The following is a 24,814-nucleotide window of genomic DNA, read 5'->3' as shown; positions in this document are numbered from 1 at the left end:
TCCATTCCCAGGCAAGAGGCACCTATTTAGAAATGACTCTACCGTTATTATCCTCTCTACGGTAAACTCACTACCAGTTGCCGATCGTTCAAAAGCAAAACTCACATTCTACTCCAAACGCTTTATTTTATGGCGATCGCGTACTTGTTACGCGGTTGGCGGCACTTGAGGGCGATCGCTCCTGAATATATCTACATTTATAATTACCCGTTTTGAAATACTTCACCCGGTAGATGTAGAACCCTGTGAAATTTAGTTGTTGTCGCTCACGCAGTCTAACATTATAGCCAGTAGCAGTATAGTAGCTTTTGATAACTGGGCAATCGTTCTAGGCGGGGGTTCCCTTGTGACTCACGAAACAGATTCAATTTCAACAATCATCGCTGACATTGACAGCATCCTCCAAAAGGCCAGCTCCCGTCGTCCTTGGCTCAGATCGGTCGATGTCCAAGAGCAGCGGCGGCTTTTGGAGCAAGTTCGTAATTATTTAGCCGCACAACAGCAATCCAATGCTGTAGTTGAAGAGCAGCACCTCCAGCGATCGCAGGAAACGGGGCGACAAATTGTGCAAGCGGTTGAGAAAGAGATGCACTCGTTGCGCTCCGGCTTAATTGGGCCTTTACAGGCGGAAATGGAGCGGCTGCGCCAACAACGGGAGTCGCTAATTTCAGAAATTCGGCAGATGGAGAGTTCCCGGCTGCACTATCGAACTCTTACCCAGCAACAGGCATCCCAGCAGCAAATGATTTCCGAATTTTTGCAGGCGCTTTCTGGTCGCTTGCAGGAAACCCTGACGCAACAGATGGCTCAAAGCCTGACGAATCTAGAAGCCCAATTTATGAATTTGGCGTATACATCCCAACAAACGCCACCATCCGCCTCTGGCCCAGCCTACGACCGCAGCCAGATAAACAATCCAGCACCGCTACACCCTCGTGAGCGCCTGGAACAACTGCAAATGCTACAGGCGCGATCCGATCAACTGTTGATAACGCTGGATTCTACTATTTGTTCCGTCTTCGAGACGCTACAGCGCAATATTCACAGCTATCAAGAGTCTTTGTTCCAAGGACTGGAGAAGATTCACAATTTGGGGCAGCAGAGTGAGGTCAGGTTTACCGAGTTGGTAAATCAGCTGAGTGAGCAGTTACAGCAAGAAGCCTCTACCATAATGCAATCCTCCTCTAGGCGGATTTCTGAATTGCAGTCACCCCCAGACGCGACTACAAGGCCGCAAAACCCAGGCAACCTGGAACCCAGGCAATCTGCAACCCAGGCACCTTGGAGAGAGGCAAATATTGCTCCGTTCTCGCCTTCACAAAATTACAGAAGCTTCTCGCCTAATGCTGACAACCCTCCCACACAATTACCGTATCCAGGTATTGAACTGCCAGCTAGATCGGTGGAACTGGTAGAGGAGCCAAGTCCGGAGGGGAATCCGACTATTAGCACATGGGTTGTACAGGGACAGGAGCGATCGCCATCCGCAGCAGCCGACAGTGATGAAGGACTGATGGAGATGGATATATCCGCTCTAAATCTGGATAGTCTGGATGACGATGATATGACAACCCTCCTACAGCTGAATGCTGTAATTCCCGTGCCTCCTGAAACACGGGAAGACGAACTAGACGTTTTTTTTAATAGTTTGTTTGGTGCGGAACCGCTGAGTGAGACTGGGGTGGAAAAGTCACAACATACGGCTCAGGAAGAAGGAGAGAGGGGGAGACTAGGAGCAACAGAAAAATCCCCCGAATCTATTACAGAACCTACAACACAGTCTTTAGAGGATGCTTTGTTTGCCGGACTGATAGATTCGTCGGATGAGCCGACATTTGTACAGCCACAGACAAGACCTTGGGAAAATGCTTTGTTTCCGGAAGATTGGGAAGCAACCGTTTTTCAGATAGACACAGAAGCGATCGCACCCATCGCGGCAGATGAGCAAGAGCAACCCTCCAAAATTGCTAGCCGTTTGGGTGAAGAAATCTTTGCCGCCGAAACAAATTTAGCCGCCAATAGCGATGTTGAACCAGGGGATCTGGTCATCTCGTCGCTAGCTGATTTATTTCCGGAGGCGCTGACAGATGAATCCCTGAGTTCTGCTATAGAAACTACCGTTCAAGAAATAACTCAAATTCAGAAAATAGAGCCAACCATACCTCAGCAAGCAATAGAAACAGAGACACCTAGCCTGTCTCCACCAGAAGATACCTATATTCCAGCTTCGCCAGACGAGGATCTGCTGGCAGTAGATGCTTCTGGTAGCCAAGCAGAAGAATTTTGGCTGGATCAAGAGACTTTGCAACTGCTGAGTGAAGACCTTTTTAGCTTCGAGACACCTACTAGCCGCCGAGAGCAACAAACAGAAATTCTGGAGACAGCTCAGCAGATAGGTGAAAATCTGTATAGATTAGAGGCACCTGATAGCGATTTCCTTAAACAAGAGGAGATTTTTGGAACCGAGTTAACCGGGGAATTGATGGCGCAGCAGCCTTTTACTCAAGAGGAACTGGCACTAGACGAAATCCACAGGAGTGAAAATCAAGAAATTCACTTATTTGAAGAAACTGTGGCAGACACAGCACTGGATGAAGTGTTGATGGAGGATTGGGACGATCTAAACTTGGATAGTTTTCCAGAGAATGTGTCTGCTGGTGTGCCAAATGAGCAGGCGCAGTCTCAAAGTGAAGCGTTACACCAAGAAGATTCCCCTAAACAGCCGGAGAAAACAGAACCATCTGTGTCTGAATGGGATGCGTCATTATACACCTGGGAACCGCTCTATCCACCTCCAGACACGGTGATTGGTCTGCTTCCTCCAGCTAAGGAATTAACAGCGGAGGAAGAACAGACAGCAGTACCAGAAAATGCGATCGCTGCTTGGGAGTTGTCAGAAACACCGGAATCAAATTCCAGCCAGCAAACATTCGATGAGTGGGATGAAGCGGTGGAATTATCTTTAAAAGAATTGAGTCGGGTGGAAACAGAAAACGCGATCGCTTCTGATGATGAATACTTAGCTTCTTGGGAGTTGTCAGAAACACCTGAATCAAATTCCAGCCAGCAAACATTCAATGGGTGGGATGAAGCGGTGGAATTATCTTTAGAAGAATTAAGTCGGGTGGAAACAGAAAACGCCATTCCTTCTGATTCTGATGATGAATACTTAGCCTCCTGGGATTGGGAAGAAACGCCAGAAAGCGATGGGGGAGAAACAACACAATCAGATGATATGGATTGGGAGTTGGAATTGTTACGCTTGGAGGAACTGATCGCACCAGAGGATGCGATCGCATCCCAAGAAGAATCCTTTGACGAAGCCTTTAACGAAGCTTTTGATAATGAGGCAACTCTAACGTCCGACGATTTGAATCTAGATATACCCCCATCGTCAGATTCGGAAAAAAAAAAACAAATAGTGACTCCGAATGAGGAAGCCGTAAGCAGGGAGGATGAAACAGATTTTTCGGTGGAAGCGATATTTGAATCTCAGATTTTTACCGAAAACTTTATTCATCCTTCGTCCTTCAACCCGGTTCCTTTGATATCACCGCTTGCTGAACCAGCATTTCTGAAGAACCTCACTTTGCCAGATAGTGTGCCTCCGCCTCCAGTGGGGACAGACGCAGAGGGGTTCGGGGTAAAGGGTTTTAATGATGGACAATTAACCGGATTTGATCTTAAAAGTCCTTCATCCTTAATCCTTCATCCTTTAAAAAAAGCCGCCTCGGAAGATGTCAGCAACTATACCTGGTATTTAGGAATTGACTTTGGGACAACTGGTGTTTCCGCAGTTTTGTTAAATTGCTCCACTGGCGAAAGATATCCTATCTATTGGATGAAATCCCAACAGCCAGAGTCAAACGAAACCAGCTTTCGTTTACCATCTGTAACCTACATAGGGCCAGAGGGGAATATTCCGGGATCATCAGTAGCAGCGATCGCTGTTGCTCCAACATCGGTTGCCAATAGTAAAGAAGGGATATTCATCCAAAACTTTAAGCCATACTTGAAAGTTGGCATTCCTTACTATTCTGTCTCCGGGAAAAACTGGGAGCCAATGTTGCAGTGGTCGCTTGACCAGCCAATTTCTTTGTGCTGGATTGGGCGCTCGTTGAAAGCTTTATTAGCTACTCTGACACCCCTACAAGGCGAGGAAAGCCCTCTATCTTCCTCAGAACAAGCTCCTTCATATTTAGTAGGTGCTGCTGGTCTAAAGCCATCTACGCTGAATGCAGCGATGAGCCGCTTAAGCGGTGCGATTGTGGGTTGCCCTGCCCAGTGGGGGGATACCTACCGCTTTAATATTCGGGAAGCCTTGCTGGAGGCGAAGCTGGTGGGGCATCCAGAGCAAATTTTCTTTCTTGAGGATGCGATCGCTACTGTGTTGGCAGGAATTGAAGGTGCGACACTCCCAGAAGTACCCTGGCGAGGCCCCACTTTAGCAATCAATGCTGGTGCCACCACAACAGAACTCGCTTTGGTAAATTTACCGGAAAATCGGGAAGATTTAACTCATTCCGACTTTGCTTGCCAAAGTTTTGCCTATGCGGGTAATGCCATTGACCAAGACATTATCTGTCAATTGCTTTTGCAGGATGAAGGCAGCAAAATAAAAGATAAATTAGAATCTTCATTTATTCTTCATTCTTCATCCCTCATCTTTCCTAAGGCGGGTGAACCGGATTTGGCGACACGCGATCGCTTATCATCGCTGTTGCAAAGTTCCCCTCTAGGACAAAAACTCCTAGAAGCCGCTAGTTATCTAAAACGGATTCTTCAACACCAAGATAGCTATACCCTGGAACTGGGCGAACATTCCTGCGTGGTGACGCGCCAAGCCCTAGAAAACCGGGTGTTCAAACCGTTTATTGAACAACTCAATCAGAAGCTAAATTCCCTGCTAATTCAGACAGGAATACGCGAATCAGGGATTAAGCAAATCATCTGTACTGGCGGAACTGCTGCCATCGGTGAAATCGCCCAATGGCTGCGTCAAAAATTACCAAAAGCCATCTTGATTCGGGACACAGATACGACATTTCGTGTCTGGTCAGGCGAACAAGCAACCCGAAGCTGTAGTCCGGTTGCCTACGGTTTGGCTACTTTACCGTTATATCCCCAACTGTTGGAACAACAAACGCAGCAGTACAGCGACTATTTTCTGCTTTTGGAACTTTTACGCGCACTGCCCTCCCAACCGCTTCCAGTTGAGGAAATTTTGCAGATACTAGAGTATCGCGGTATTAATACACGGGTTTGCTTTTCTCGCGTGATAGCACTTTTGGACGGTCAGATGCCTGCTGGTCTGGTGCCGTCACAAACCGCTTCGGGTTTACTAACTCCCGCCTCGGCACAAAATCCTGATTATCAGGCGATCGCTTCCGCACCTCTTTTCGAGAAAGAGGCGACGCAGCTTTATCGCATGAATGGACAGCAAAGCGAGGCTTGGCGGCGTTATTTAAGTAGCGTCCTGGCTGGTACTCAGCAAAAACTGGACGACCCACTAGCGGTCAATTTGTTAGAACTGGCAATAATTTAGGGATTGGGGGACTGGGGACTAGGGGCTGGGGACTAGGGGCTGGGGACTGGGGACTAGGGGCTGGGGACTAGGGGCTGGGGACTAGGGGCTGGGGACTAGGGGCTGGGGACTGGGGACTGGGCAAGATTCTTACCGAATTCCAATTCCCAATTCCCAATCCCCAATCCCCAATCCCCAATTCCCAATTCCCAATCCCCAATCCCCAATTCCCAATCCCCAATCTCTACTTGCAACCCTGAAATCATATCAATGCAGTTTTGTCAACCGCGTAAACACTAAATATATAAAAGCCGAATATCCTTAAAGATTCGGTGAAATAAGTGGTTTGGACATTCCAAGTGGGAAGGGTGTTGCTTATATTGACATATAGAAAGCCTAAATTATAGAAACCAACTACAGAACTGTGATTACTACTTATCGCTTCCGGGAATCCAAAAAAGTTGCTTCGCCAGAAATGGATGAACTCTACTTAGTTGATTGTGAAAAACAAGCCGAACATCATCCATCGGTTACTAGCAAAGCGAAGCGCCTAATTGATATTTTAGGAGGCATTGTAGGTTTAGGGATTACGGCTGCGATCGCAATTCCAGTAGCGATCGCTATGCAACTCGATAACCCCGGCCCAGTATTTTACAGCCAGATTCGTTGCGGTCTGCACGGTCGCCAATTCCGCATCTGGAAATTTCGTTCTATGGTTGTTGGCGCAGAAAAGCTTCAGCATCTGGTGAAGAACCAGGCAAAAGGGCATATCTTTAAAAATGAAAATGACCCTCGCATTACCCGCGTGGGAAGATTTATGCGCCGCACTAGCTTAGACGAATTTCCTCAGTTTTGGAATGTTCTGATGGGGGATATGAGTCTGGTGGGAACCCGTCCACCCACAGTCAATGAAGTTAAGAACTACGACGGTCATCACTGGGAACGGTTGAATGTTAAGCCGGGAATCACTGGCGAATGGCAAGCTAACGGTCGTTCTACTGTGGAAGACTTTGAAGAAATCGTTCGTATGGACATCGACTACCAACGCAAGTGGTCGGTTATCTACGACATCAGCCTAATTTTCAAGACTGTAATGGCAGTTTTGGATAAGAAAGGCGCTTGCTAAAATTTTTTAGTTATGAATTGTAGAGACGCGATAAATCGCGTCTCTTGTTTTATGATGACGGTAGTAATTAATGGCTACCTCATAAATCATAACTATTGATGAATCTGCCTAACTGGATCACTTTATCTCGTTTGTTATCTCTACCATTTCTGCTCTATTTCCTGCAAAACCCAACAACTGAAACTCGCTGGATCAGTCTGGCAATTTTCCTGGTTGCGGCGGCTACAGATTGGCTGGATGGCTACTTAGCTCGTAAACTAAATCAAATTACAGATTTGGGTAAGTTTCTTGACCCTTTAGTTGATAAATTATTGGTGTTAGCTCCTTTACTGGCGCTGATTGGGTTAAATCAAGTTCCAGCATGGGGTGTATTTTTGATTTTGGGACGAGAGATAGCGATCGCAGGTTGGCGCGTTAACCAAACTACCATCACTGGTGCCAATATTTGGGGGAAGCTGAAAACAGTCAGTCAGATACTCGCGATCGCACTCCTCATCGCACCCCTACCTGACTCATGGCAAATTTACTCTTTGGTTGCCTTCTGGGTTTCTGTTGTCCTTACCTTGATTTCTGGCGCAATTTATGTATTACCTCAAAAAAGCGCTCAACCGATAGGGTAGGGTTCTCATTCCCAGGCCACAGCCCAGGAACGAGAATTAAATCAGGCTGCTTTTAAAATCTCATCATCAACTGAGAAATCTACCTCAGTTTGGTCGCGACCAGAGGCGAGATAATCATTTAAGAACGAGTCTTTCAGCCCAGAAATTAAGTCATATTCTGGATGCCAACCTAGTTCAGTTTTGGCTTTATCAACTGAAGCGAAGAAATGCTGAGTTCTCATAGGAAAAGCCTTGCGTTTCCCAAAATCAAACTTTTTCGCGTCGTAATGGACAATTTGCAAATCTTGGTCTGACTTCCCAGCAGCAATAGCACAAGCACGCGCTAACCCATCAAAGGTGACATAGCGATCGCCTGACACATTATAAATCTGCCCGACTGCCTGAGATTTCCCCAAAACTGCTGCCATCGCCGCCGCTAAGTCTTTCACATGACCAAACTGGGTGATATGCAAGCCATTTCCGGGAATTGGAATCGGGCGATTCCGCACAATCCGATCGAAAAACCAAGCTTCCAAATCGTTATAGTTCTGAGGCCCGTAAATATATGTAGGACGAATAGATGTAACAGGTAATCCCTGTTGGATCAGGTAAGCTTCTGTTTCAAACTTGCCCTTGTGACGACTTTTTGGATCGACAGCATCGCCTTCTACATGAGGCATTTGGTCTGACTTCAGATAAACACCAGCAGAACTCATGTAGACAAAATGCTGCACCCGGTCTTTAAATATTTCTGCTAAAGGTTGGGTGTCGCTTAGTTCCCGCCCGTTGTTATCAAAGATAGCGTCAAAATTTTCTGAATATAATTTTTCTTTTAGTTGCGAGGCATCAGTGCGATCGCCATGAATTTGTTTTAGACCTTCAACTGGTGCAGGCTTGTTGCCGCGATTAAAAAGTACGACTTCATGCCCTTGTTCCACCAGCATTTTTGTTAGATAAACCCCAATAAACCGGGTTCCACCCATCATTAAGATTCGCATTCTGCACCATCCTCATTTTTTGCCAATTTGTCTGAAATTTTCCACGAACGTCCTTCGCAGTGAACTTCATCGCCAATGATTTGAACGCCACGTCGTGCAATCGCAAATATTTCTTTTCTCTCTGAATCTGTTAAGTAGTCATCACCTTTACGGCCCATTGGACGCTTTCGAGGATCTCCCCCAGCATCTAGATAGCGTTGCCGAGATCGGGCAAAAAGTTCTTTTAATCTTTCGGACTCTTGTTTCTGGACTTCAGTCAGTTCTTTCATAGTTCCGATCTCCATCTCATAGGAACAATATCGCCATTTTGCAGGAGTCGGGCATAAGGTAATACAGAGCTTGGTGTTTCAATTACCCAAATTCCTGTTTCTTCATCATACACCGCATTGCTAAGTAGTTCTAAGGTGTCCAGAGCGTTAAGAATTAGATACTGTAATTCTGATGGTTCCACAAGTTGTTATTCTAAATTTTTGCCAAAACTCATCTTACAGTCTGAGTTGAGTGACAGCAATTTTGCCCGAAAAACAAACATCAACATCACTTCCGGGAGTGCGATCGCGTTTTTGATATTCTCCTACATAGTAAAAATCATCACCTTCAATTCGGTAATTTACTGGCAACGGTCGCTTACAGGGTTCGCAAAATACCACTTCTGGATCGGGATCTCCTGGTTCCAAATGTGGTAAATTGACGTTCCAAAAGCTTCCCGGTTCAATGGTACGAGTCAGTAAGTCTGCTAAAACTCCAGCTGTCCAACGCGCCGCCACATCCCAATCAACATTCCGCTTCCCTTTGCGATAATGAGAAACGGCAATTCCCGGAACTCGGTGCATCGCCGCTTCGCGCACAGCTGCCACGGTGCCTGAGATGTAAGAGTCAACTCCCAAGTTGCCTCCAGCATTGATGCCTGAAAGTACGAATTTGACATTTGGACATAAATGTGACAAGGCAATGCGAACGCAATCAGCGGGAGTGCCTGCGATCGCATATTCAACATTAGAGCGTCGCTTGAGATGAATCGCTCTAGTCGTCGTCACCTGATGACCGCAACCCGATAGATGGTCACAGGGAGCAACAATTACGCCATTGCCATTCATCGCCTTGTACAGCGCTCGGATACCAGGAGCGTCTATTCCGTCGTCGTTGGTGATAATGAACGTCATAGATATTTGGAGAGTAGTGTTGTAGTGTTCTGCCAAGCCATACTAAAATCAGAACTATAAAAATAATTCAAGCGCTATCAAAGTAATTTATAGTTAAATTTTGTAAGATTATTCTATAGTGATAACACTCACCAGATACTTTTAGTATGCTTAATTCTTTACCCTTTGCTTACTTCCAAAACAAATTTGTGCCTTTTGCTGAGGCAAATATTTCCATCGCTACCCATGCTTTGCATTATGGAACCGGAGCCTTTGGAGGATTGCGCGGCATCCCCGATCCCCAAAACCATCAACAAATTTTGCTGTTTAGATTAGACCGTCATTGTCAAAGATTGAGTCAGAGTGCTAAGTTTCTTTGCTACGATTTGCCAGCGGATAAAATCGAAAATACTATAGTCGATTTTGTCCGAGTTAATAAGCCAAGTAAGTCTTTTTATATTCGACCTTTTATCTACACCTCAGATATAGGTATTGCTCCCAGACTTCATAACATTGAAAAACAGTTTTTCGTTTATGGATTAGAGTTAGGAGATTATATGTCTCCTGAAGGAGTAAGCTGTCGCATTAGTTCTTGGTATCGACAAGAAGATCGCAGCTTTCCCCTGAAAGGTAAAATTACAGGAGCTTATATTACTTCTTCTCTAGCCAAAACTGAAGCTGTAGAATCCGGTTTTGACGAAGGGATTTTAATGAATTCTCAAGGCAAAGTCTGTGAAGCTTCGGGGATGAATATTTTTATTGTGAGAAATGGGCAACTAATTACCCCTGGAGTTGAACAAGATATTTTAGAAGGCATAACTAGAGAGAGCATTCTTACAATCGCTCAAGATATGGGAATTAAAACTATAGAAAGGCCCGTTGATAAATCTGAGCTTTTGATTGCTGACGAAGTGTTTTTAAGTGGGACTGCTGCTAAGATAACCCCAGTAAAAAGAATTGAAAACTACGAGTTATCAACAACTAGACCCATAACTGAAAAGCTTAGGGAGAAACTGACAGCAATTACCGAAAATCGAGACGATAATTACCGTGAATGGGTATACACAATTCCCCTTGAATAAACATAAGTATTCAAATGGGGGAGGGTGTGAATAATCGATATTAAAGATTGGTGGAAATTGCTTGAACGGGACAAGTAGGAATACACTGTTCGCAGACAATGCAGCGCGATCGCATAAACGTTAGCCGGAATGTCTGCGGATCTAAAGTAAGGGCTTCCGTAGGGCAAACACCAGTACAAAGTCCGCAATCAACGCAGACATCTTCATCAATAACAATCTCCCGACTGGCAAAGGAAACGCTGATATCTTGCGATCGCATCCAATCAATCGCCGCATCCAGCGCATCAATATCGCCCAAAAGTTCCACTACCAGCTTACCAATTTGATTCGGTGCCACCTGAGCGCGAATAATATTCGCCGCAACATTAAAATCTTTAGCCAGTCGATAAGTCACTGGCATTTGTATTGCGCGTTTCGGAAAAGTCAGCGTTACTCGTTTTTTCACAGCAGGGGATGGGCTGGGGACTGGGGACTGGGGGCTAGGGATTAAAAACTGGGGACTCTTGGACTGGGTAAGAGTCCTTCCAATCCCCAATCCCCAATCCCTAATCCCTAATTCCTAATCCCCTTAGTAAACTAAAGGAAGCTTATATACAAATCGTAAACAAAATCTTCAATGCCTGTGAATTCACCTGAAACAACTGTAACTCCCCAAACCCAGCCGCCAGCAGACGGCGGGAAACGCATCAGAAATTTCTTGATTGCAATGGTAGCAATTATCCTCACCGTTGCCCTATTTTTCGGACTGCGAACCGAGACAAGTTCAGTTTCCCTCGACGCACAGGCGCAAACATCCGCACCGTTAGAAGTGGCTTTGAGTAATGGTAAGCCGACGCTAATGGAATTTTATGCCAACTGGTGTACTAGCTGTCAGGCGATGGCAAAGGATTTGGGCGAACTCAAACAAGAGTACGCGGACTCTGTGAACTTTGTGATGCTGAACGTGGATAATAACAAGTGGTTGCCAGAGATGCTGCGCTACCGAGTCGATGGCATTCCGCATTTCGTGTATTTTGGGAAAAATGGGGAAGCGATCGCTCAAACCCTTGGTGAAATGCCTCGTCCCATTATGCAGGCAAACATTGAAGCTTTAGTTGCTGCCTTACCCCTACCTTATACCCAAGCAGGGCAACTATCTGCCTTTGAAGCGCCCGTCACCCCAGCAAAAGCCACCCCTGACGATCCTCGCAGCCACGGTAGTCAAGTCAAAAATTAAAAATGCAAAATGTTTAATTTTACTCTAGGAGGATGACTAGGCTTACCGCTTTGGGTTATAAGCTATTTGCTGCATGAAGGATGGCAAATGACGAATCCACCGCCCCCCGATCCAAGATCCTCTCAACTAGGCTTTGATGAGTTGATAGGCATTGTTGTAGCCTTTGCCGCCATTGGCGCGATTTTCTTTTGGGTGATAGGTAGAAAAGATGAAGGGTTGAATCTGACAGGCTTGCCGATTCCTAACGCCACTGCGAGTCCCACGCCAGCAGCCCCACTACCGCCCGTATTGCCACAAGAGTCGCCCCTTCCCCAAGCCATAGATCCCTCAACGCCAGAAGCCTCGGGAAACCTCACCCCAGTCGTACCGATACCAGTAGACCCCACAGCGGCTTCGAGAACCATACCCTTAGCTCCCGCCCCAGTGGTCGTAGCTCCTGCCCCAGTGGCCGTAGCTCCTTCCTCAACTGTGTCTGCGACTCCCTCCCCAACACCCACAGCTTCACCCCCCGCGAGGGCGCTCAACTTCACCGATATTCCTGCTAATTACTGGGCGCGTCCTTACATACAGGCAATGGCTCAGCGTAACATCGTCGCCGGTTTTACCGATCGCACTTTTCGCCCGGATAGACCGATAACTAGAGCCGAATTTGCTGCAATTTTGCAGAAGGCTTTTAACAAACAATCAGCTCAAAACGCACCTAATTTTAAAGATGTTCCAGCTGGATTGTGGGCAAACGCAGCGATTAAGCAAGCTGCTACAACGGGTTTTTTAAAAGGGTATCCAAATAATATCTTTCTCCCCAATCAAGAAATTCCCAAAGCGCAAGTCTTCGTTGCCCTTGCCAGTGGCTTAGGGCTGGCACCACCGGCTAATCCTGCCCAAGTTTTACAGGCTTATCAAGATGCTCCGCAGATTCCTAATTACGCCAAGCCAGGGGTCGCAGCAGCTACGGCATCCGGTCTTGTGGTAAATTACCCAAAAACCAACTTGCTAAAACCAACTCAGGCGGCTACGAGAGCTGAGGTTGCGGCTGCGATTTATCAAGCCTTAGCGCAAGCTGGAAGAGTGGAAAAGATTCCTTCTCAGTATCAAGTTCAAGTTCAGCCAAAATAATAATGGCTAATTGTTAAAGGAAACATTTCTCGTTTCCAGCCTGAGACTGGGAACGAGGAAAAATGCTGGGAGTTATAGGGTTTAGTTTTTGAAGTTGCGATCGCCTTCATACCCGGATATATCAGCAAGTTTCTGCAAAGCCAGCACACCTGTGTATTGCTTTCCCTGAATTTCCCAGGTGGGATAGCCTTCAATTTCAGCTTTTTTGCAGAGGTCTGGGCGCGGATTTTTACCGCCAGCATCGCACTCAATATAGTTTATTTGCTTCACTGCTTCTTCACCAAACATTTGCTTTTGATCCGTGCAGTGAGGACACCAGTAAGCACCGTAAAATTTCGCTCCAATTTTTTTGAGATGTTTGGCTAAACCCACCTCTGCTGAAATGGGAGGCGCGGCGGGTTGGTTTGGCGTAGTTTGTGATGCTACGGGTGGCTCCAGTAAGTCACACCCAGCCACTAGCGCCAGCAGCGCTATCGTTGTACTGCGGATGATGATTGAGCGAAGGTTAATTCTTTGAGGTTGCATGGCACGAGAGCGTAGGATGGGATATATTACGTCTTTGCTTTTCGTTAAGAATAATTGTAGCCAACCCCAACAGCAGATAAAACATTTTTTGTAAATGCGATCGCTAGAAGTAAAAAGGCAAAAACTTCTTAATTTTTGCCTTTTTCCTGCCCCTTTTGTAACACGATTAGGGGGAGCGCATGAGAGCCTTTTTAGCGACCGTTATATGACCAATGTGGAGGATCGTTCAATAGCTTATACACACCATAAGAAGCACCAACATTGTGCAAAATAGTATTGCTGGCACCGTTAGTAGGAGCGCTGATATTAAAGATGGTTCCATCTCGTCTTTTAATTTTTAGGATACCATCCCAGGTAATATTCCAATCAATCGCCAACCTTTCAGTATGAAGAGATTTGAGAGCAACAGGATTACCGCCAATCCCATAAGCATCTACCATCAATTCTGCCGCTTTCACCGACACCGCATTTGTGTAATGTACCCATTGAATGTCAACTCCCGGAAAGCGCGGCACATCCTCTGCCTTAATACTTCCTCGTGAAATTCTAGCAGCATAGTGCATCAAATAAGCTCGTTGTGGAGGTCGATAAGTGGCGGCGATAATTGTTTGAGCGCCTGCGTCGATTAAAGCTTTTTGAAATCCTAGTACCTTTTCGCGGAATGGAGAAGCTAAATCAGAAATAGACTTGCTTGTTGGAAAAAAGTCATACCAATGTTGTCCACTCAAACGAAATCTAATTCTTTTAGCATAGTTGATGAGAATATCCATTGCTTCGGTAAAGTCTGCTCCCAGTTTCTGCTTAGTAGTTGCAGAAAGCAGCTCCTCTAATTCGCTACGCAAGCGCACATCTCTTTGTAGGTAAGCTTGAGCTAAGCCCTGCGTACTTCTGGCACCGAAGTCTCCGTCTACTCCCAAATCTGGAACCAAGATAGTATTCAAAGACTTTTGTAAATCTTTTACCTCTGGATCACCAAAGCGCAGGTAAGCTAACAACAATGCCGCCGTAAGATTTGGAACTTTATAAATAAACCCGTCGCTCAAAGCTTTGGTATAAGTTGTATTATCTACAACTCCAGTGACGGGCAAATTATTTCTTTGTTGATAGCTGCGGGTAGCGGTATCACTTATTTTGCCAAAGTCTCCATCAACAGTCCCAATCGGATATTCAGCTTCTTTCAAATAGCTCTGCCAAGCACTAACAGCTGAACCATTAGAGCCAATTTTGATTGTAGGCAATTTTAGAACACTGATATTGAAAGCCATAGATTTTACCTGAGTTGAACAGTAGTAGGGTGGGCAATACCTTAACTCCCAATTTATGGGCGGTTGGCGGGGCAAAACGTTAGTCGCTTTTTTCTAAGCTACCCCTTGAAAGAAGGGAGGTATTACCCCAGTAAAGTTGTACGCCGCTTTAACCTATTAATTTAACCCAGCTTTGCGGCCCCAGAATGCCATCAGCAGTTAAGCCATTTTGTTTTTGAAATCTCTCAACTGCTGCCTCTGTACCCGGACCAAAAACGCCATCTGTTTCTGCACCTATGCGGTATTGCAGGTATTTTACAGCTGTACCGCCAGCATGATTTGCTCTTAGTATTGGCTTGGCAAGAATCTGATTAAGTGCAATCCACGTAGTAGGGCCGGCAATTCCATTTTCAGTGATGTCTACAATGGACTGAAACTTTTGGGTAGCTGCTCTAGTTTCATGGTCTATTGTTCCATCTTCTACCAACTTTTTGCCACTGCTATCGGTTATTTTTAACCTATTTAAGGTTTGCTGTAGTTTGATTATCTCGTTATCTTTAGCTGGGTTTGGAGCGGGAGGCGTTGGAGATTTTCCAGTTAATCCGGTGACAATAGCATTCGCCAAAGCTTCTGGATTGTACCGATTCATATCTTCTTGGTTGTCGCAGAAACAACACTCAACCAGAATGGCGGGCATATTTGTATTTTTTATTACATACAAGTGCGAACCATCTTTAACGCCTCTGTTGAAATATCCCAATTTAACTATATTGTCTAGTATGGGCTGGGCAATCTTTCGGCCTGTATCGCTGGCTGCAAATACTTCCGTTCCCTTAGCTACACGGTTAAAAGCATTAAAGTGAATAGATACAAATAGGTTCACTCTATTAGCGTTGGCTATATTGCATCTTTGCAATAGGGAATTGCCTACACTACTCGCACTTTTAGGCTTGCATTCTACAACTTGATGCCCCTGAGATTTTAACTTGGATATAACTCTAGTCCCCACCTCCATTGTCATCACATCTTCAACTCTAATTCCTCTGGCTCCCGTGTCGGGAGAACAATTATGCCCGATATCAATTCCGTATTCCATTGCAGTTAGCTCCTTTGAGAGATGACAAATTTTCTGTTGAACTAAGTTTCCGAAAGTTTAGGGCAACTTTTATAGTAAAACCTTTACCTTATTTTCTGTCCATTATTTTCACTTAAACAGTTATATTTTGTTACAAGATAATATTAATTTTGTCTTAAATAAGTAGGGCAAGAGGCAATAGCGGCTACTACGAAACGGCTGCTGGCACATCAGGAAGAAAGCACAAATCAGATTGATTCAGTTCCAGACTTTATCTGGGCGAATGGGTGAAATTGCTTATGATGACCGCAGGGGAGGCGATCGCTAGTTATACCCTGCAATAGCAATTCCTGCTTAAGATCGAGACTAGGAACCTTTTAACTGTACGGCATGAAACGCATTGTTCTAATTGCTGGGTTTGAATCTTTCAACGCTGACCTGTACCGGAAAGCGGCTGATCTGGCACAAGCAAGCTGTCGGGAACTGGATATCCGGGTGTTTAGCGATCGCGCTCTCACAACGGAACCAGAAGCCGTAGAAGCCGCACTCCAGGGGGCAGATGTCTTCTTTGGCAGTCTGCTATTTGATTATGACCAAGTTTTGTGGTTGCGTGATCGCGCACAACACATCCCCATTCGCCTCGTCTTCGAGTCAGCCTTGGAATTGATGAGCCTCACTCAGATAGGTGCCTTCAAAATTGGCGACAATCCCAAGGGAATGCCCAAACCTGTGAAATTTATTCTCGATAAATTCAGCAACGGGCGAGAAGAAGACAAACTTGCTGGTTATATTAGCTTTTTAAAAGTTGGGCCAAAATTATTAAAATTCGTGCCAGTGCAAAAAGTACAAGACTTACGCAACTGGCTAATTATCTACGGTTATTGGAACGCTGGAGGAACAGAAAATGTTGCCTCTATGTTCTGGACTATAGTAGAGAAATATTTGGGGCTGAAGGTAGGAGAAATCCCGCCGCCAGTTGAAACCCCCAACATGGGATTACTGCATCCGGATCATCAAGAATTTTTTGAATCACCAAAGGCATATTTAGATTGGTATCAACGGGACTGGGGACTGGGGACTAGGGACTGGGGACTGGGGAAGGAAGATTTCCCAATTCCCAATTCCCAATCCCCAGTTGTTGGAATTCTGCTTTATCGCAAACACGTAATTACAAAACAGCCTTACATCCCTCAGTTAATTCGCCAGTTTGAGAAAGCTGGGTTAATACCTTTACCAATTTTTATCAACGGAGTTGAAGGCCATGTGGCGGTGCGAGATTGGATAACAACTAATTACGAAATCGCCCAACGAAAACTCGGTAATATTGAAACTCCTTCGCTGTGTGATCAAGCAGTGCCAGTGGATGCCATTGTTTCTACGATTGGTTTTCCCCTCGTAGGTGGCCCTGCGGGGTCGATGGAAGCAGGGCGACAGGTGGAAGTAGCAAAACGCATTCTCACCGCCAAGAATGTACCTTATATCGTTGCCGCACCCCTACTAATTCAAGATATCCATTCTTGGACGCGGCAGGGTGTTGGCGGATTACAAAGTGTCGTTTTGTATGCCTTACCAGAACTCGACGGGGCGATTGATCCAGTTCCTCTCGGTGGTTTGGTAGGAGAAGATATTTACTTAATTCCAGAACGAGTCCAGCGGTTAATCGGAAGGTTGAAAAAATGGATTTCCTTGCGACAAAAGTCTACCGCTGAACGCAAAATTGCCATAATTTTGTATGGATTTCCGCCGGGATATGGTGCAACGGGTACAGCAGCTTTGTTGAATGTACCACGTAGTCTCCTTAAATTTCTCCATGCACTCAAAGACCAAGGTTACAACATTGGGGAATTACCAGAAGACGGCGAAGAATTAATTCGATTAGTGAAAGAAGCGGATGAGAACCCCACCCCAGCCCTCACCGCTGAAGGAGAGAAGGCAATAAAATGTTTAGAAGTAGAAGGGGTAAAAACCGTCAACGTCAAAGCCCTAGAAAAATGGCTAGGATACCTACTCACAACCCGCATCGAAAAACAGTGGAAATCTCTCACCGGAACTGGTATCAAAACTTATGGAGATGAATTTCAAATTGGTGGGATACAACTAGGAAATATTTGGATAGGCGTACAGCCACCATTGGGGATTTCTGGCGACCCGATGCGGCTAATGTTTGAGCGAGATTTGACACCACATCCTCAATATGCTGCCTTCTACAAGTGGCTACAAAATGATTTTCAAGCTGATGCCATTGTTCACTTTGGGATGCACGGAACGGTTGAATGGTTGCCGGGATCTCCGCTGGGAAATACTGGGTATTCATGGCCAGATATTTTGTTAGGAAATTTGCCGAATCTATATGTATATGCGGCAAATAATCCTTCCGAATCAATTTTGGCCAAGCGTCGCGGCTATGGGGTAATAATTTCTCACAATGTACCGCCTTATGGTCGGGCTGGGTTGTATAAGGAATTGGTGACGTTGCGAGAATTAATCGCGGAATATCGGGAAGATACAGATAAAAATTACGTTCTCAAAGAAGCCATCTGCAAAAAGATTTTAGATATAGGTTTGGATGCAGATTGTCCCTTTGAGGATGCGAAACGTTTAGGAATTGCCTTTACTCCTGAAAATGCCAGGATGTTTAGTGCTGATGTCTTTAATAGTTATTTGGTGCGGTTGTACGAGTATCTGCAAGTTCTGGAAAATCGGCTTTTTTCATCTGGGTTGCATACGTTGGGTGAAGCGCCTAATTCAGAGGAGATGGTGTCGTACCTTGAGGCTTATTTTGGCGAGGAGTTATCAGAGGGTATTGTGCGCGGGATTGTAGAAGGAACTGAACCGTCGAGACCCCCAGAACGTAGAGAGGAGGAGGTTATACAGATTCGGGATTTGTTGGTGCAAACTGGGGAAGAATTAAGGAATCTTATCAGAGGGCTTAATGGGGAATATATTCCGCCTGCACCGGGGGGCGATTTGTTAAGAGATGGTGCTGGTGTGTTGCCGACTGGTCGCAATATTCATGCTTTAGATCCTTATAGAATGCCTTCACCTGCGGCTTATGAAAAAGGTCGAGAAATTGCTAAAAAAATTATTGACCAACACTTTCAGGAAAATGGTCAATATCCGGAAACTGTAGCGGTAATGTTGTGGGGTTTGGATGCGATTAAAACTAAGGGTGAATCTCTGGGAATTTTGCTGGAATTAGTAGGCGCTGAACCAGTGAAAGAAGGAACTGGCAGGATTGTCCGTTACGAATTAAAACCTTTATCCCAGTTAAATCATCCTCGTATCGATGTTTTAGGGAATCTTTCTGGCATTTTTCGCGATAGCTTTGTAAATATTATCGAACTACTTGATGATTTATTTCAACGTGCTGCTGATGCTGAGGAACCGGAAGATAAAAACTTTGTTCGCAAGCACGCTTTAGCCTTAAAAGCCAAGGGTGTAGAGAATGTAACGGCGAGATTATTTTCTAATCCTGCGGGTGATTTTGGTTCTTTGGTAAACGATCAAGTTGTCGCTTCCAGTTGGGAATCAGGTGATGAGTTGGGCGATACTTGGCAAAGTCGCAATGTTTTTAGTTACGGTAGAAAAGATAAAGGTCAAGCTAGACCAGAGGTTTTGACGCAGTTGTTGGATAAATGCGATCGCATTGTCCAAGAAATCGACTCTGTAGAATATGGTATCACCGATATTCAAGAATATTACGCCAACACTGGCGGCTTGAAAAGGGCAGCAGAAAAACAACAAGGTAAAAAAGTTAACGCCAGTTTTGTCGAAAGTTTCTCGAAAGATACGACACCCCGCAAATTAGAAGACTTGCTGCGAATGGAGTATCGCACTAAGTTGCTTAACCCTAAATGGGCGCAAGCAATGGCGAATCAAGGTTCAGGTGGTGCTTACGAAATCTCGCAGCGCATGACAGCACTAATTGGTTGGGGTGCTACTGCTGATTTTACCGATAATTGGGTTTACGACCAAGCAGCAGATACCTATGCTTTAGATGCAGAAATGGCGAAGAAATTGCAAGAAGCCAATCCCGAAGCCTTCCGCAATATTGTCGGTAGAATGATAGAAGCAAATGGTCGTGGTTTCTGGCAACCCGATGAGGACAAATTGCAGAAGTTGCGCGAATTGTATGAGTTATCAGATGCAGAAATTGAAGGCGTGACACTTTAGAGAGTATGGAAAGCTTCGCTCATGCACCTGTACCGCCTACAACGCTATATCTCATAACACAACTCCCGTAGTGTAGCAGTTGACTGTGGAAGTCCTTGCTTTAGAAGCGTATCCAGGTATTCATCAAGTGTCTTAGGTGGATTTTTAAGCCTGTTCCTTTGTCTTCGTGCCGCTTCACAGACTGCTGCTGGTTTAAGGTCAAGCAGGTGTAGGATGAACGCATCTGGGTGCTGAGCCTCAACGCTGTAAGATGCAAGTGCTTGGGTGGGAAAGTCGTCTAAGTTAAAAGTGACAATTACACTAGCATTACACCGGATTGCTGCTGCCAAAACATGGCGATCGTCCGGATCTGGCAGTTGCAACCCTGCGATAATTGCCTCGTAACCTGTCACAAGGCAATCTCGGACGTTGGCATTCATCAGATTTTTAGTTCTGGTGAGCTGTTCGAGTGTGAGATCGGGACGGTTCTTCAGAACATTTCGTATCCACTCGTCGTGAATCGCATCTGTCCAACGCGCTCTAAACAAGTCCGTGAGCGCAAGCTCCATTAACAAATCACGAAGCGGTGCTGGATATAGGACACACGCATCATAGACAGCCGTGAAATTTGCCAAGATTCACTCGTATCCCATGTTAAGTTCTTGAGCTTGTGCAGCCAGTTCGTCAAGAGTTTGCCTGCGTGCCGCGTCAATTCGATTTTTGTAGTTCATTAAATCTTGGTAACGCACCCGACGGCGTGTCCCAACTTTACGGAAAGGGATTTCTCCAGACTCTAGCAACCCTACTAAATAAGGACGGGAAACATTCAGGATGTCAGCAGCTTCTTGAGTGGTGAGTTCTGCGTGTATCGGTATAAGTGTTATGGCATTGCCTTCTGCCATCTGTGCCAAAATATCAACGAGCAGACGAAACGCTTCCGGCGGTAAAGTAACTTTCTCGCCCGTAGTGTCATCTTGCATCACTACTGCGATAGTACGAGAAGCTCCTTTATTTTGTAAGTAAGATGCCAATTTCCGGCTACTGACTTGTGCAAGAGTAACGTCTTCTTCCGTAGGCGCAATGGGTTCAGAGATTGGGTACGTAGAGAATTTCATACAGATTGGCCTCGCACTATCTAATATAAAAGCGCGTATTTACGAAAAGGATGTCCTACTTTTCCAAACGAGGAGTTGGATTGCCATAAGTAATATCACTTATATTATAATAACAATCTTGCGAAAGGAACGCAATAAACGAAACAAGCGAAATAACTCTGGTTTTGCCTTGACGTAGCGGTGCACTGTTTGCTTCAGGCTTCTAGCATCCGGTTGCTACCAGTTACTCGTGTTGGGTGGGGCTGATGAGTTGTTGAAGAAAGATGCGAACAAAAGCGCGATTGCTCCCTCTCGAAGACATCTATCTTGAGGGAATAAATGCTATAAATCGCTCAGACTAAGTTTGACCTGAAAAGAGTACACGTTAGCGAAGTAGGACATTAGCGCGATCGCTTGCTGTCTCGCCACTAGGTTCAATTGCATCAATCTTAGTCTTGACGAGAGCGATCGCCCTAAAATAAACCAGATGCCGCAATTGAAAGCTTGACCGTTGAATCAGCAGGACACATTATGGCTAACCCATCTGTTGAGAAAGAAATTATTAATCAGTTAAACAAGTTGAGTTCGCAGCAACAACAGCAAGTGCTGGACTTTGCTCGATTTTTAGTAATGACAAAGCCTGTTGGTGTTCCAGGTAAAAAACTTTTGCCCTTTGCTGGCGCTATCCCAGCAGATGATCTAAATCTTATGGCACAGGCAATAAAAGAAGGCTGCGAACAGGTAGATTTGAATGAATGGTAGGTTCCTGCTAGATACTAATATTGTCATTGCCCTCTTTGCACAGGACACTTCAGTTCAGCAGCATATAGTTGAGGCTGAGGCTGTATTTGTCGCAAGTATTGTGTTAGGCGAACTTTACTTTATTATGGCGCTCGAAAGTCGGCCCGTGTAGCAGCTAACTTGGCATGAATAGATGAGTTTGCAACTAGCAGTGCTGTACTGGTGTGCGACACAGCAACAGCACACGAGTATGGGCAAATAAAAAATATTTTAAGACAGAAAGGGCGACCTATCCCTGAAAATAATATTTGGATTGCTGCTATTACCCAGCAATACCAATTAACGTTGGTATCGCGTGATGAGCATTTCAGAGAAGTTCATGGGTTGTCAGTTGTAAGGTGGTGATATTGGTTAGCTGTTGAAGGAGAAATGAAAGAAAGATGCGATCGCATTCTCTTTCTCCCTAAGTAAATTTCCCATTCTCGCCATAGGATAACATTTGTTATACTCGCATTCGTTTATTCGGAACGGCGAGTAATTAGCCGTATTCAGGAAAGAGGAAATTCTAGAACTAAACTTATGTCTGACGAACCAAAAGCACAAGGATGGTTTCACACGCTTCCGGGCATCATAACTTCAACTGCGGCGATTCTCACTGCTGTAACTGGCTTAGTTGTTGCGCTAAAACCATCTGATACTCCGCAGCCATCACCAGCAGCGTCAATCTCACCATCGCCAGCAGCATCAATCTCACCTTCACCAGCAGCGTCAACCCAAACAGTACAGTCACCAATTCCACAGTCATCAACTGTTGAACAAACTACTGATACACCTTCAGAGGGAAAAGGAAAGGGGAAAAAAAAGGATAAGGACAAGTAGTTACAGCTGTTATTTATCGTTAGTCATTAGTTTAAGACTAATGACTAATGACTGGGATTTAGCGATCGCGTAATTCAGTTTCCATCTTATCTAAATCTTCTCTGAGGAAAACTGTCATTTGACCGTTGTAAGCCTTACCTTCCTTGGTGTTGACAATTTCCATCCAGTAAGCAAATCTCTCTCCTAATCGTAATTGTCCCTGCTGCGCTCTCAAAAGCGGCAGTGCCTGACGACGAGATAAGTCTACACTTAGGGGCGTGGGATATTCATACACAAGTCTCGAACGGTCGTAATCTTGATAGATATCTGGGCCATAAATTACCCGCAAAGATTCCTTCAGGCGTTCGGGAGTAACGCCATTAATTTGGTCATAAAAATTAAAGCGTTCGCTGCGAATTGTACCGCGCTCTCTGATAGAAGTAATTCTGCCCGGCGAGAACACAGTTGCTTGAAAGGTAAATCTTTGGGCAGGCGTATTACTCTTTTGCACGATTAGCCCATCACCAACAGCAGGGCGAAGAGTGGGATTAGAATTAATCCATGCAGTCACCTCTTCTGTTCTCTGTCCCGGTAAAGCATCGGCACGACTGGCTCCCAATGCTAGTAAAATTCCCAGGGATAAAACTGATAACAATTTGACGCTTTTCATCTAATCCTTAAAACTTTCCCAGAAAAAAAACAATTCATTAGTAGTACAAGGGCGACTTTAGTCGTTAGGTGTTGTTACTACTTCTAAGATGCCACGCTGGGGTCGATGGCGACCTTAATCACCTTACGATTCTTCATATCTTGGAATACTTGCTCTAAATTCTTTAAAGGCTGATGTTCGCTGATTAGCAACTCAAAGGGAATTGTCCGACTCGCCAACAAGGATAAAGCATCTCGGACATACTTTGGCGTGTTGTGAAAAACGCCTTTTAAAGTGAGTTCGCTGTAGTGTAGCTGTTCTGTATTTACAGTGATGGTGGTATCTCGCGGACAACCGCCGAATAAGTTTACGGTAGCACCGGGACGAGCAGATGCGATCGCGCTCTCCCAAACACTCGGCACACCTGTTGCCTCAATCACCACATCCGCACCCATGCCATCCGTTAGCTCTTTTACCACACTTGCTATATCTGCCTGCTTGTGGTAATTAAACGTTTGAGTTGCCCCCAATTTTTTCCCAATCTGCAACCGCTGGTCATTGCCGCCAAATAGTATGACTTCCGCTGAAGAGTCAGATGCTAATTTGGCTACAAACATCAGCCCAATTGCCCCATCTCCCAACACTACTACCCTATCTCCAGGTTTCACATTAGAACGCGCTACCCCGTGCAGCACGCAAGCTAGAGGTTCAGTCATCGCCGCCAGCGCATCTGGCAAGTCTGGGGGAATCGGCAACAGGTTATGCTGCACAATCTGGGCGGGAATTTTTAGATATTCTGCAAAGGTGCCGTTATTCCAAGTTAAATTAGGGCAGAGAGAATATTCCTGACGTTGACAAAAAAAACAATTTGTACATGGAGCCGAGTTATTAGCAACTACGCGAACTCCTACCTGCGAAGCGCTGATACCTTCACCCACCGCCACAATCCGCCCAGCAGCCTCGTGGCCAAACAAAGTGGGAGGCTTCAGCATTTTCGCATGACCTCCCCGCCGCCAAACCTTCAGGTCTGTACCACAAGTCGTTGCCGCTGCCACTTGAATCACCACCTCACCAGCAGCTGGCGTAGGGTCAGCTACCCGTTCCAGGCGTAAATCTTCTTGTCCATAAAGTACAGCCGCTAGCATTATGCTCTGCCCCTAACCGTGTCCTAGCTGATTTTATCAGGGCAGATTTAAAAAAGGTAAAAACAAGAAATCATCTAGCATTAAGGATGAAAAGCATTCTGACCGTTATTGTTCATCCGTATACCTTGTGCCTTTTACCTTTTACTTTTCGCCTTACTTTAAGTATTTACAAGTTTTAAAGTCCGCGATAATTGAACGACTTTGACTTCACTAGGGGACGTCTTCTCGATAACTACGGGTAGCATTTCTTGACGACATGAGGTACAAAACCAATAAACACCATTTTGCCGCGCATGACGCAGGAGGGGGCTACCGCAACAATGACAAGTATTTAGTCGCATTTTATTAAACTCCCTATTTAAAAAACGTACACCACTGACTCAGTACCAACTCAAGCTAATGTATGATGGGATACCAATTTAAAAATGTTAAATTTATCTTAAGATCCCCGACCAGCAAGAGTTGGGTTGACGGTAACATTTTATGGCGAGATACTGATGCCGTTACACAAAAAGTAGGCGGCGAAAC

The 24,814-nt window shown here is 45.2% G+C and carries 23 protein-coding genes; 9 read left to right on the top strand and 14 right to left on the bottom strand.

Annotated features, from left to right (window positions below; genetic code table 11):
- Positions 1 to 346: 346 nt before the first annotated feature.
- Positions 347 to 5,545 (top strand): hypothetical protein, encoded by a 5,199-nt coding sequence (locus H6F63_RS26020; protein WP_190640194.1) that lies wholly within the window; start codon positions 347 to 349, stop codon positions 5,543 to 5,545.
- Positions 5,546 to 5,640: 95 nt separating this feature from the next.
- Here H6F63_RS26020 and H6F63_RS26015 read toward each other — a convergent pair whose 3' ends face one another.
- Complete coding sequence (locus H6F63_RS26015) at positions 5,641 to 5,790, bottom strand: hypothetical protein (protein WP_190640193.1); 150 nt, start codon at positions 5,788 to 5,790, stop codon at positions 5,641 to 5,643.
- A 209-nt stretch (positions 5,791 to 5,999) separates the two neighbouring features.
- Between H6F63_RS26015 and H6F63_RS26010 the strand changes: the two genes are divergently transcribed.
- Positions 6,000 to 6,650: a sugar transferase gene (locus tag H6F63_RS26010; protein WP_190640270.1), complete on the top strand. Its 651-nt coding sequence runs from the start codon at positions 6,000 to 6,002 to the stop codon at positions 6,648 to 6,650.
- Positions 6,651 to 6,748: 98 nt separating this feature from the next.
- The gene (pgsA, locus tag H6F63_RS26005) at positions 6,749 to 7,270 is read left to right on the top strand and encodes a CDP-diacylglycerol--glycerol-3-phosphate 3-phosphatidyltransferase (protein ID WP_190640192.1); all 522 of its coding nucleotides are present in this window, start codon (positions 6,749 to 6,751) and stop codon (positions 7,268 to 7,270) included.
- 41 nt (positions 7,271 to 7,311) lie between these two features.
- Here pgsA and H6F63_RS26000 read toward each other — a convergent pair whose 3' ends face one another.
- Genes H6F63_RS26000 through surE form a run of 4 tightly spaced genes read right to left on the bottom strand, consistent with a single transcriptional unit; the run spans position 7,312 to position 9,410 of the window.
- Positions 7,312 to 8,247, bottom strand: a complete 936-nt coding sequence (locus H6F63_RS26000; protein WP_190640191.1) for an NAD-dependent epimerase/dehydratase family protein — start codon at positions 8,245 to 8,247, stop codon at positions 7,312 to 7,314.
- The gene (locus tag H6F63_RS25995; RefSeq protein WP_190640190.1) at positions 8,235 to 8,516 is read right to left on the bottom strand and encodes a hypothetical protein; all 282 of its coding nucleotides are present in this window, start codon (positions 8,514 to 8,516) and stop codon (positions 8,235 to 8,237) included. The genes H6F63_RS26000 and H6F63_RS25995 overlap by 13 nt, the downstream gene beginning before the upstream one ends.
- The gene (locus H6F63_RS25990; protein WP_190436680.1) at positions 8,513 to 8,698 is read right to left on the bottom strand and encodes a hypothetical protein; all 186 of its coding nucleotides are present in this window, start codon (positions 8,696 to 8,698) and stop codon (positions 8,513 to 8,515) included. The genes H6F63_RS25995 and H6F63_RS25990 overlap by 4 nt, the downstream gene beginning before the upstream one ends.
- 34 nt (positions 8,699 to 8,732) lie before the next feature.
- The gene (gene surE / locus H6F63_RS25985) at positions 8,733 to 9,410 is read right to left on the bottom strand and encodes a 5'/3'-nucleotidase SurE (protein ID WP_190426733.1); all 678 of its coding nucleotides are present in this window, start codon (positions 9,408 to 9,410) and stop codon (positions 8,733 to 8,735) included.
- 146 nt (positions 9,411 to 9,556) lie between these two features.
- Here surE and H6F63_RS25980 point away from each other — a divergent pair, with 146 nt between their 5' ends.
- Entirely contained in the window at positions 9,557 to 10,471 is a 915-nt protein-coding gene (locus tag H6F63_RS25980; RefSeq protein WP_190640189.1) for a branched-chain amino acid transaminase, read from the top strand.
- A gap of 40 nt (positions 10,472 to 10,511) precedes the next feature.
- Here H6F63_RS25980 and H6F63_RS25975 read toward each other — a convergent pair whose 3' ends face one another.
- A complete protein-coding gene (locus H6F63_RS25975) occupies positions 10,512 to 10,916 on the bottom strand; it encodes an NIL domain-containing protein (RefSeq protein WP_190426728.1) in 405 nt (134 codons plus the stop codon).
- Positions 10,917 to 11,087: 171 nt separating this feature from the next.
- Between H6F63_RS25975 and H6F63_RS25970 the strand changes: the two genes are divergently transcribed.
- Entirely contained in the window at positions 11,088 to 11,687 is a 600-nt protein-coding gene (locus H6F63_RS25970; RefSeq protein WP_190640188.1) for a thioredoxin family protein, read from the top strand.
- 87 nt (positions 11,688 to 11,774) lie between these two features.
- On the top strand, positions 11,775 to 12,803 hold the full coding sequence (locus H6F63_RS25965; protein WP_190640187.1) for an S-layer homology domain-containing protein: 1,029 nt from the start codon (positions 11,775 to 11,777) through the stop codon (positions 12,801 to 12,803).
- 81 nt (positions 12,804 to 12,884) lie between these two features.
- Here the strand turns inward: H6F63_RS25965 and H6F63_RS25960 are convergent, their stop codons facing one another.
- The 3 genes from H6F63_RS25960 to H6F63_RS30705 all read right to left on the bottom strand — a co-directional run bounded on the left by H6F63_RS25960 (position 12,885) and on the right by H6F63_RS30705 (position 15,668).
- On the bottom strand, positions 12,885 to 13,328 hold the full coding sequence (locus tag H6F63_RS25960) for a hypothetical protein (RefSeq protein ID WP_190640186.1): 444 nt from the start codon (positions 13,326 to 13,328) through the stop codon (positions 12,885 to 12,887).
- A gap of 191 nt (positions 13,329 to 13,519) precedes the next feature.
- Positions 13,520 to 14,593, bottom strand: a complete 1,074-nt coding sequence (locus tag H6F63_RS25955) for a peptidoglycan-binding protein (protein ID WP_190640185.1) — start codon at positions 14,591 to 14,593, stop codon at positions 13,520 to 13,522.
- Between the two features lie 148 nt (positions 14,594 to 14,741).
- The gene (locus H6F63_RS30705) at positions 14,742 to 15,668 is read right to left on the bottom strand and encodes an N-acetylmuramoyl-L-alanine amidase (protein WP_190640184.1); all 927 of its coding nucleotides are present in this window, start codon (positions 15,666 to 15,668) and stop codon (positions 14,742 to 14,744) included.
- A gap of 369 nt (positions 15,669 to 16,037) precedes the next feature.
- Between H6F63_RS30705 and bchH the strand changes: the two genes are divergently transcribed.
- Positions 16,038 to 19,820, top strand: coding sequence for a magnesium chelatase subunit H (bchH, locus tag H6F63_RS25945; protein ID WP_190640183.1), 3,783 nt, complete (start codon positions 16,038 to 16,040; stop codon positions 19,818 to 19,820).
- A gap of 44 nt (positions 19,821 to 19,864) precedes the next feature.
- Here bchH and H6F63_RS25940 read toward each other — a convergent pair whose 3' ends face one another.
- Entirely contained in the window at positions 19,865 to 20,437 is a 573-nt protein-coding gene (locus tag H6F63_RS25940; RefSeq protein WP_190640269.1) for a PIN domain-containing protein, read from the bottom strand.
- Entirely contained in the window at positions 20,438 to 20,914 is a 477-nt protein-coding gene (locus H6F63_RS25935; RefSeq protein WP_190640182.1) for a helix-turn-helix domain-containing protein, read from the bottom strand.
- A 510-nt stretch (positions 20,915 to 21,424) separates the two neighbouring features.
- On the opposite strand from H6F63_RS25935, the gene H6F63_RS25930 reads away from it, so the two are divergent.
- On the top strand, positions 21,425 to 21,655 hold the full coding sequence (locus tag H6F63_RS25930) for a hypothetical protein (RefSeq protein ID WP_242020127.1): 231 nt from the start codon (positions 21,425 to 21,427) through the stop codon (positions 21,653 to 21,655).
- Positions 21,645 to 21,806 carry a hypothetical protein gene (locus H6F63_RS30240; RefSeq protein WP_242020125.1) on the top strand — a complete coding sequence of 54 codons (162 nt, stop codon included), beginning with the start codon at positions 21,645 to 21,647 and terminating at the stop codon, positions 21,804 to 21,806. The genes H6F63_RS25930 and H6F63_RS30240 overlap by 11 nt, the downstream gene beginning before the upstream one ends.
- 439 nt (positions 21,807 to 22,245) lie before the next feature.
- Here the strand turns inward: H6F63_RS30240 and H6F63_RS25920 are convergent, their stop codons facing one another.
- The 3 genes from H6F63_RS25920 to H6F63_RS25910 form a co-directional block, all read right to left on the bottom strand.
- A complete protein-coding gene (locus H6F63_RS25920) occupies positions 22,246 to 22,509 on the bottom strand; it encodes a hypothetical protein (protein ID WP_190640181.1) in 264 nt (87 codons plus the stop codon).
- Between the two features lie 62 nt (positions 22,510 to 22,571).
- A complete protein-coding gene (locus H6F63_RS25915; RefSeq protein ID WP_190640180.1) occupies positions 22,572 to 23,162 on the bottom strand; it encodes a hypothetical protein in 591 nt (196 codons plus the stop codon).
- An 83-nt stretch (positions 23,163 to 23,245) separates the two neighbouring features.
- Positions 23,246 to 24,286 carry a zinc-binding dehydrogenase gene (locus H6F63_RS25910; protein WP_190426679.1) on the bottom strand — a complete coding sequence of 347 codons (1,041 nt, stop codon included), beginning with the start codon at positions 24,284 to 24,286 and terminating at the stop codon, positions 23,246 to 23,248.
- Between the last annotated feature and the right edge of the window lie 528 nt (positions 24,287 to 24,814).

This window comes from Trichocoleus sp. FACHB-40, assembly GCF_014695915.1.
GTDB lineage: Bacteria > Cyanobacteriota > Cyanobacteriia > Cyanobacteriales > FACHB-T130 > Funiculus > Funiculus sociatus.
This window is presented reverse-complemented; position numbering and strand designations above follow the sequence as displayed.

Excerpts from the sequence above, each read along its gene's own strand:
- H6F63_RS30705 (WP_190640184.1), bottom strand. The coding sequence starts at position 15,668 with ATGGAATACGGAATTGATATCGGGCATAATTGTTCTCCCGACACGGGA.
- H6F63_RS25955 (WP_190640185.1), bottom strand. The coding sequence starts at position 14,593 with ATGGCTTTCAATATCAGTGTTCTAAAATTGCCTACAATCAAAATTGGC.
- H6F63_RS25995 (WP_190640190.1), bottom strand. The coding sequence starts at position 8,516 with ATGAAAGAACTGACTGAAGTCCAGAAACAAGAGTCCGAAAGATTAAAA.
- pgsA (WP_190640192.1), top strand. The coding sequence starts at position 6,749 with ATGAATCTGCCTAACTGGATCACTTTATCTCGTTTGTTATCTCTACCA.
- surE (WP_190426733.1), bottom strand. The coding sequence starts at position 9,410 with ATGACGTTCATTATCACCAACGACGACGGAATAGACGCTCCTGGTATC.
- H6F63_RS30240 (WP_242020125.1), top strand. The coding sequence starts at position 21,645 with ATGAATGGTAGGTTCCTGCTAGATACTAATATTGTCATTGCCCTCTTT.
- bchH (WP_190640183.1), top strand. The coding sequence starts at position 16,038 with ATGAAACGCATTGTTCTAATTGCTGGGTTTGAATCTTTCAACGCTGAC.
- H6F63_RS25910 (WP_190426679.1), bottom strand. The coding sequence starts at position 24,286 with ATGCTAGCGGCTGTACTTTATGGACAAGAAGATTTACGCCTGGAACGG.
- H6F63_RS25915 (WP_190640180.1), bottom strand. The coding sequence starts at position 23,162 with ATGAAAAGCGTCAAATTGTTATCAGTTTTATCCCTGGGAATTTTACTA.
- H6F63_RS26010 (WP_190640270.1), top strand. The coding sequence starts at position 6,000 with ATGGATGAACTCTACTTAGTTGATTGTGAAAAACAAGCCGAACATCAT.
- H6F63_RS25930 (WP_242020127.1), top strand. The coding sequence starts at position 21,425 with ATGGCTAACCCATCTGTTGAGAAAGAAATTATTAATCAGTTAAACAAG.
- H6F63_RS25980 (WP_190640189.1), top strand. The coding sequence starts at position 9,557 with ATGCTTAATTCTTTACCCTTTGCTTACTTCCAAAACAAATTTGTGCCT.
- H6F63_RS25960 (WP_190640186.1), bottom strand. The coding sequence starts at position 13,328 with ATGCAACCTCAAAGAATTAACCTTCGCTCAATCATCATCCGCAGTACA.
- H6F63_RS25970 (WP_190640188.1), top strand. The coding sequence starts at position 11,088 with ATGCCTGTGAATTCACCTGAAACAACTGTAACTCCCCAAACCCAGCCG.
- H6F63_RS25965 (WP_190640187.1), top strand. The coding sequence starts at position 11,775 with ATGACGAATCCACCGCCCCCCGATCCAAGATCCTCTCAACTAGGCTTT.
- H6F63_RS25935 (WP_190640182.1), bottom strand. The coding sequence starts at position 20,914 with ATGAAATTCTCTACGTACCCAATCTCTGAACCCATTGCGCCTACGGAA.
- H6F63_RS26000 (WP_190640191.1), bottom strand. The coding sequence starts at position 8,247 with ATGCGAATCTTAATGATGGGTGGAACCCGGTTTATTGGGGTTTATCTA.
- H6F63_RS26015 (WP_190640193.1), bottom strand. The coding sequence starts at position 5,790 with ATGATTTCAGGGTTGCAAGTAGAGATTGGGGATTGGGAATTGGGGATT.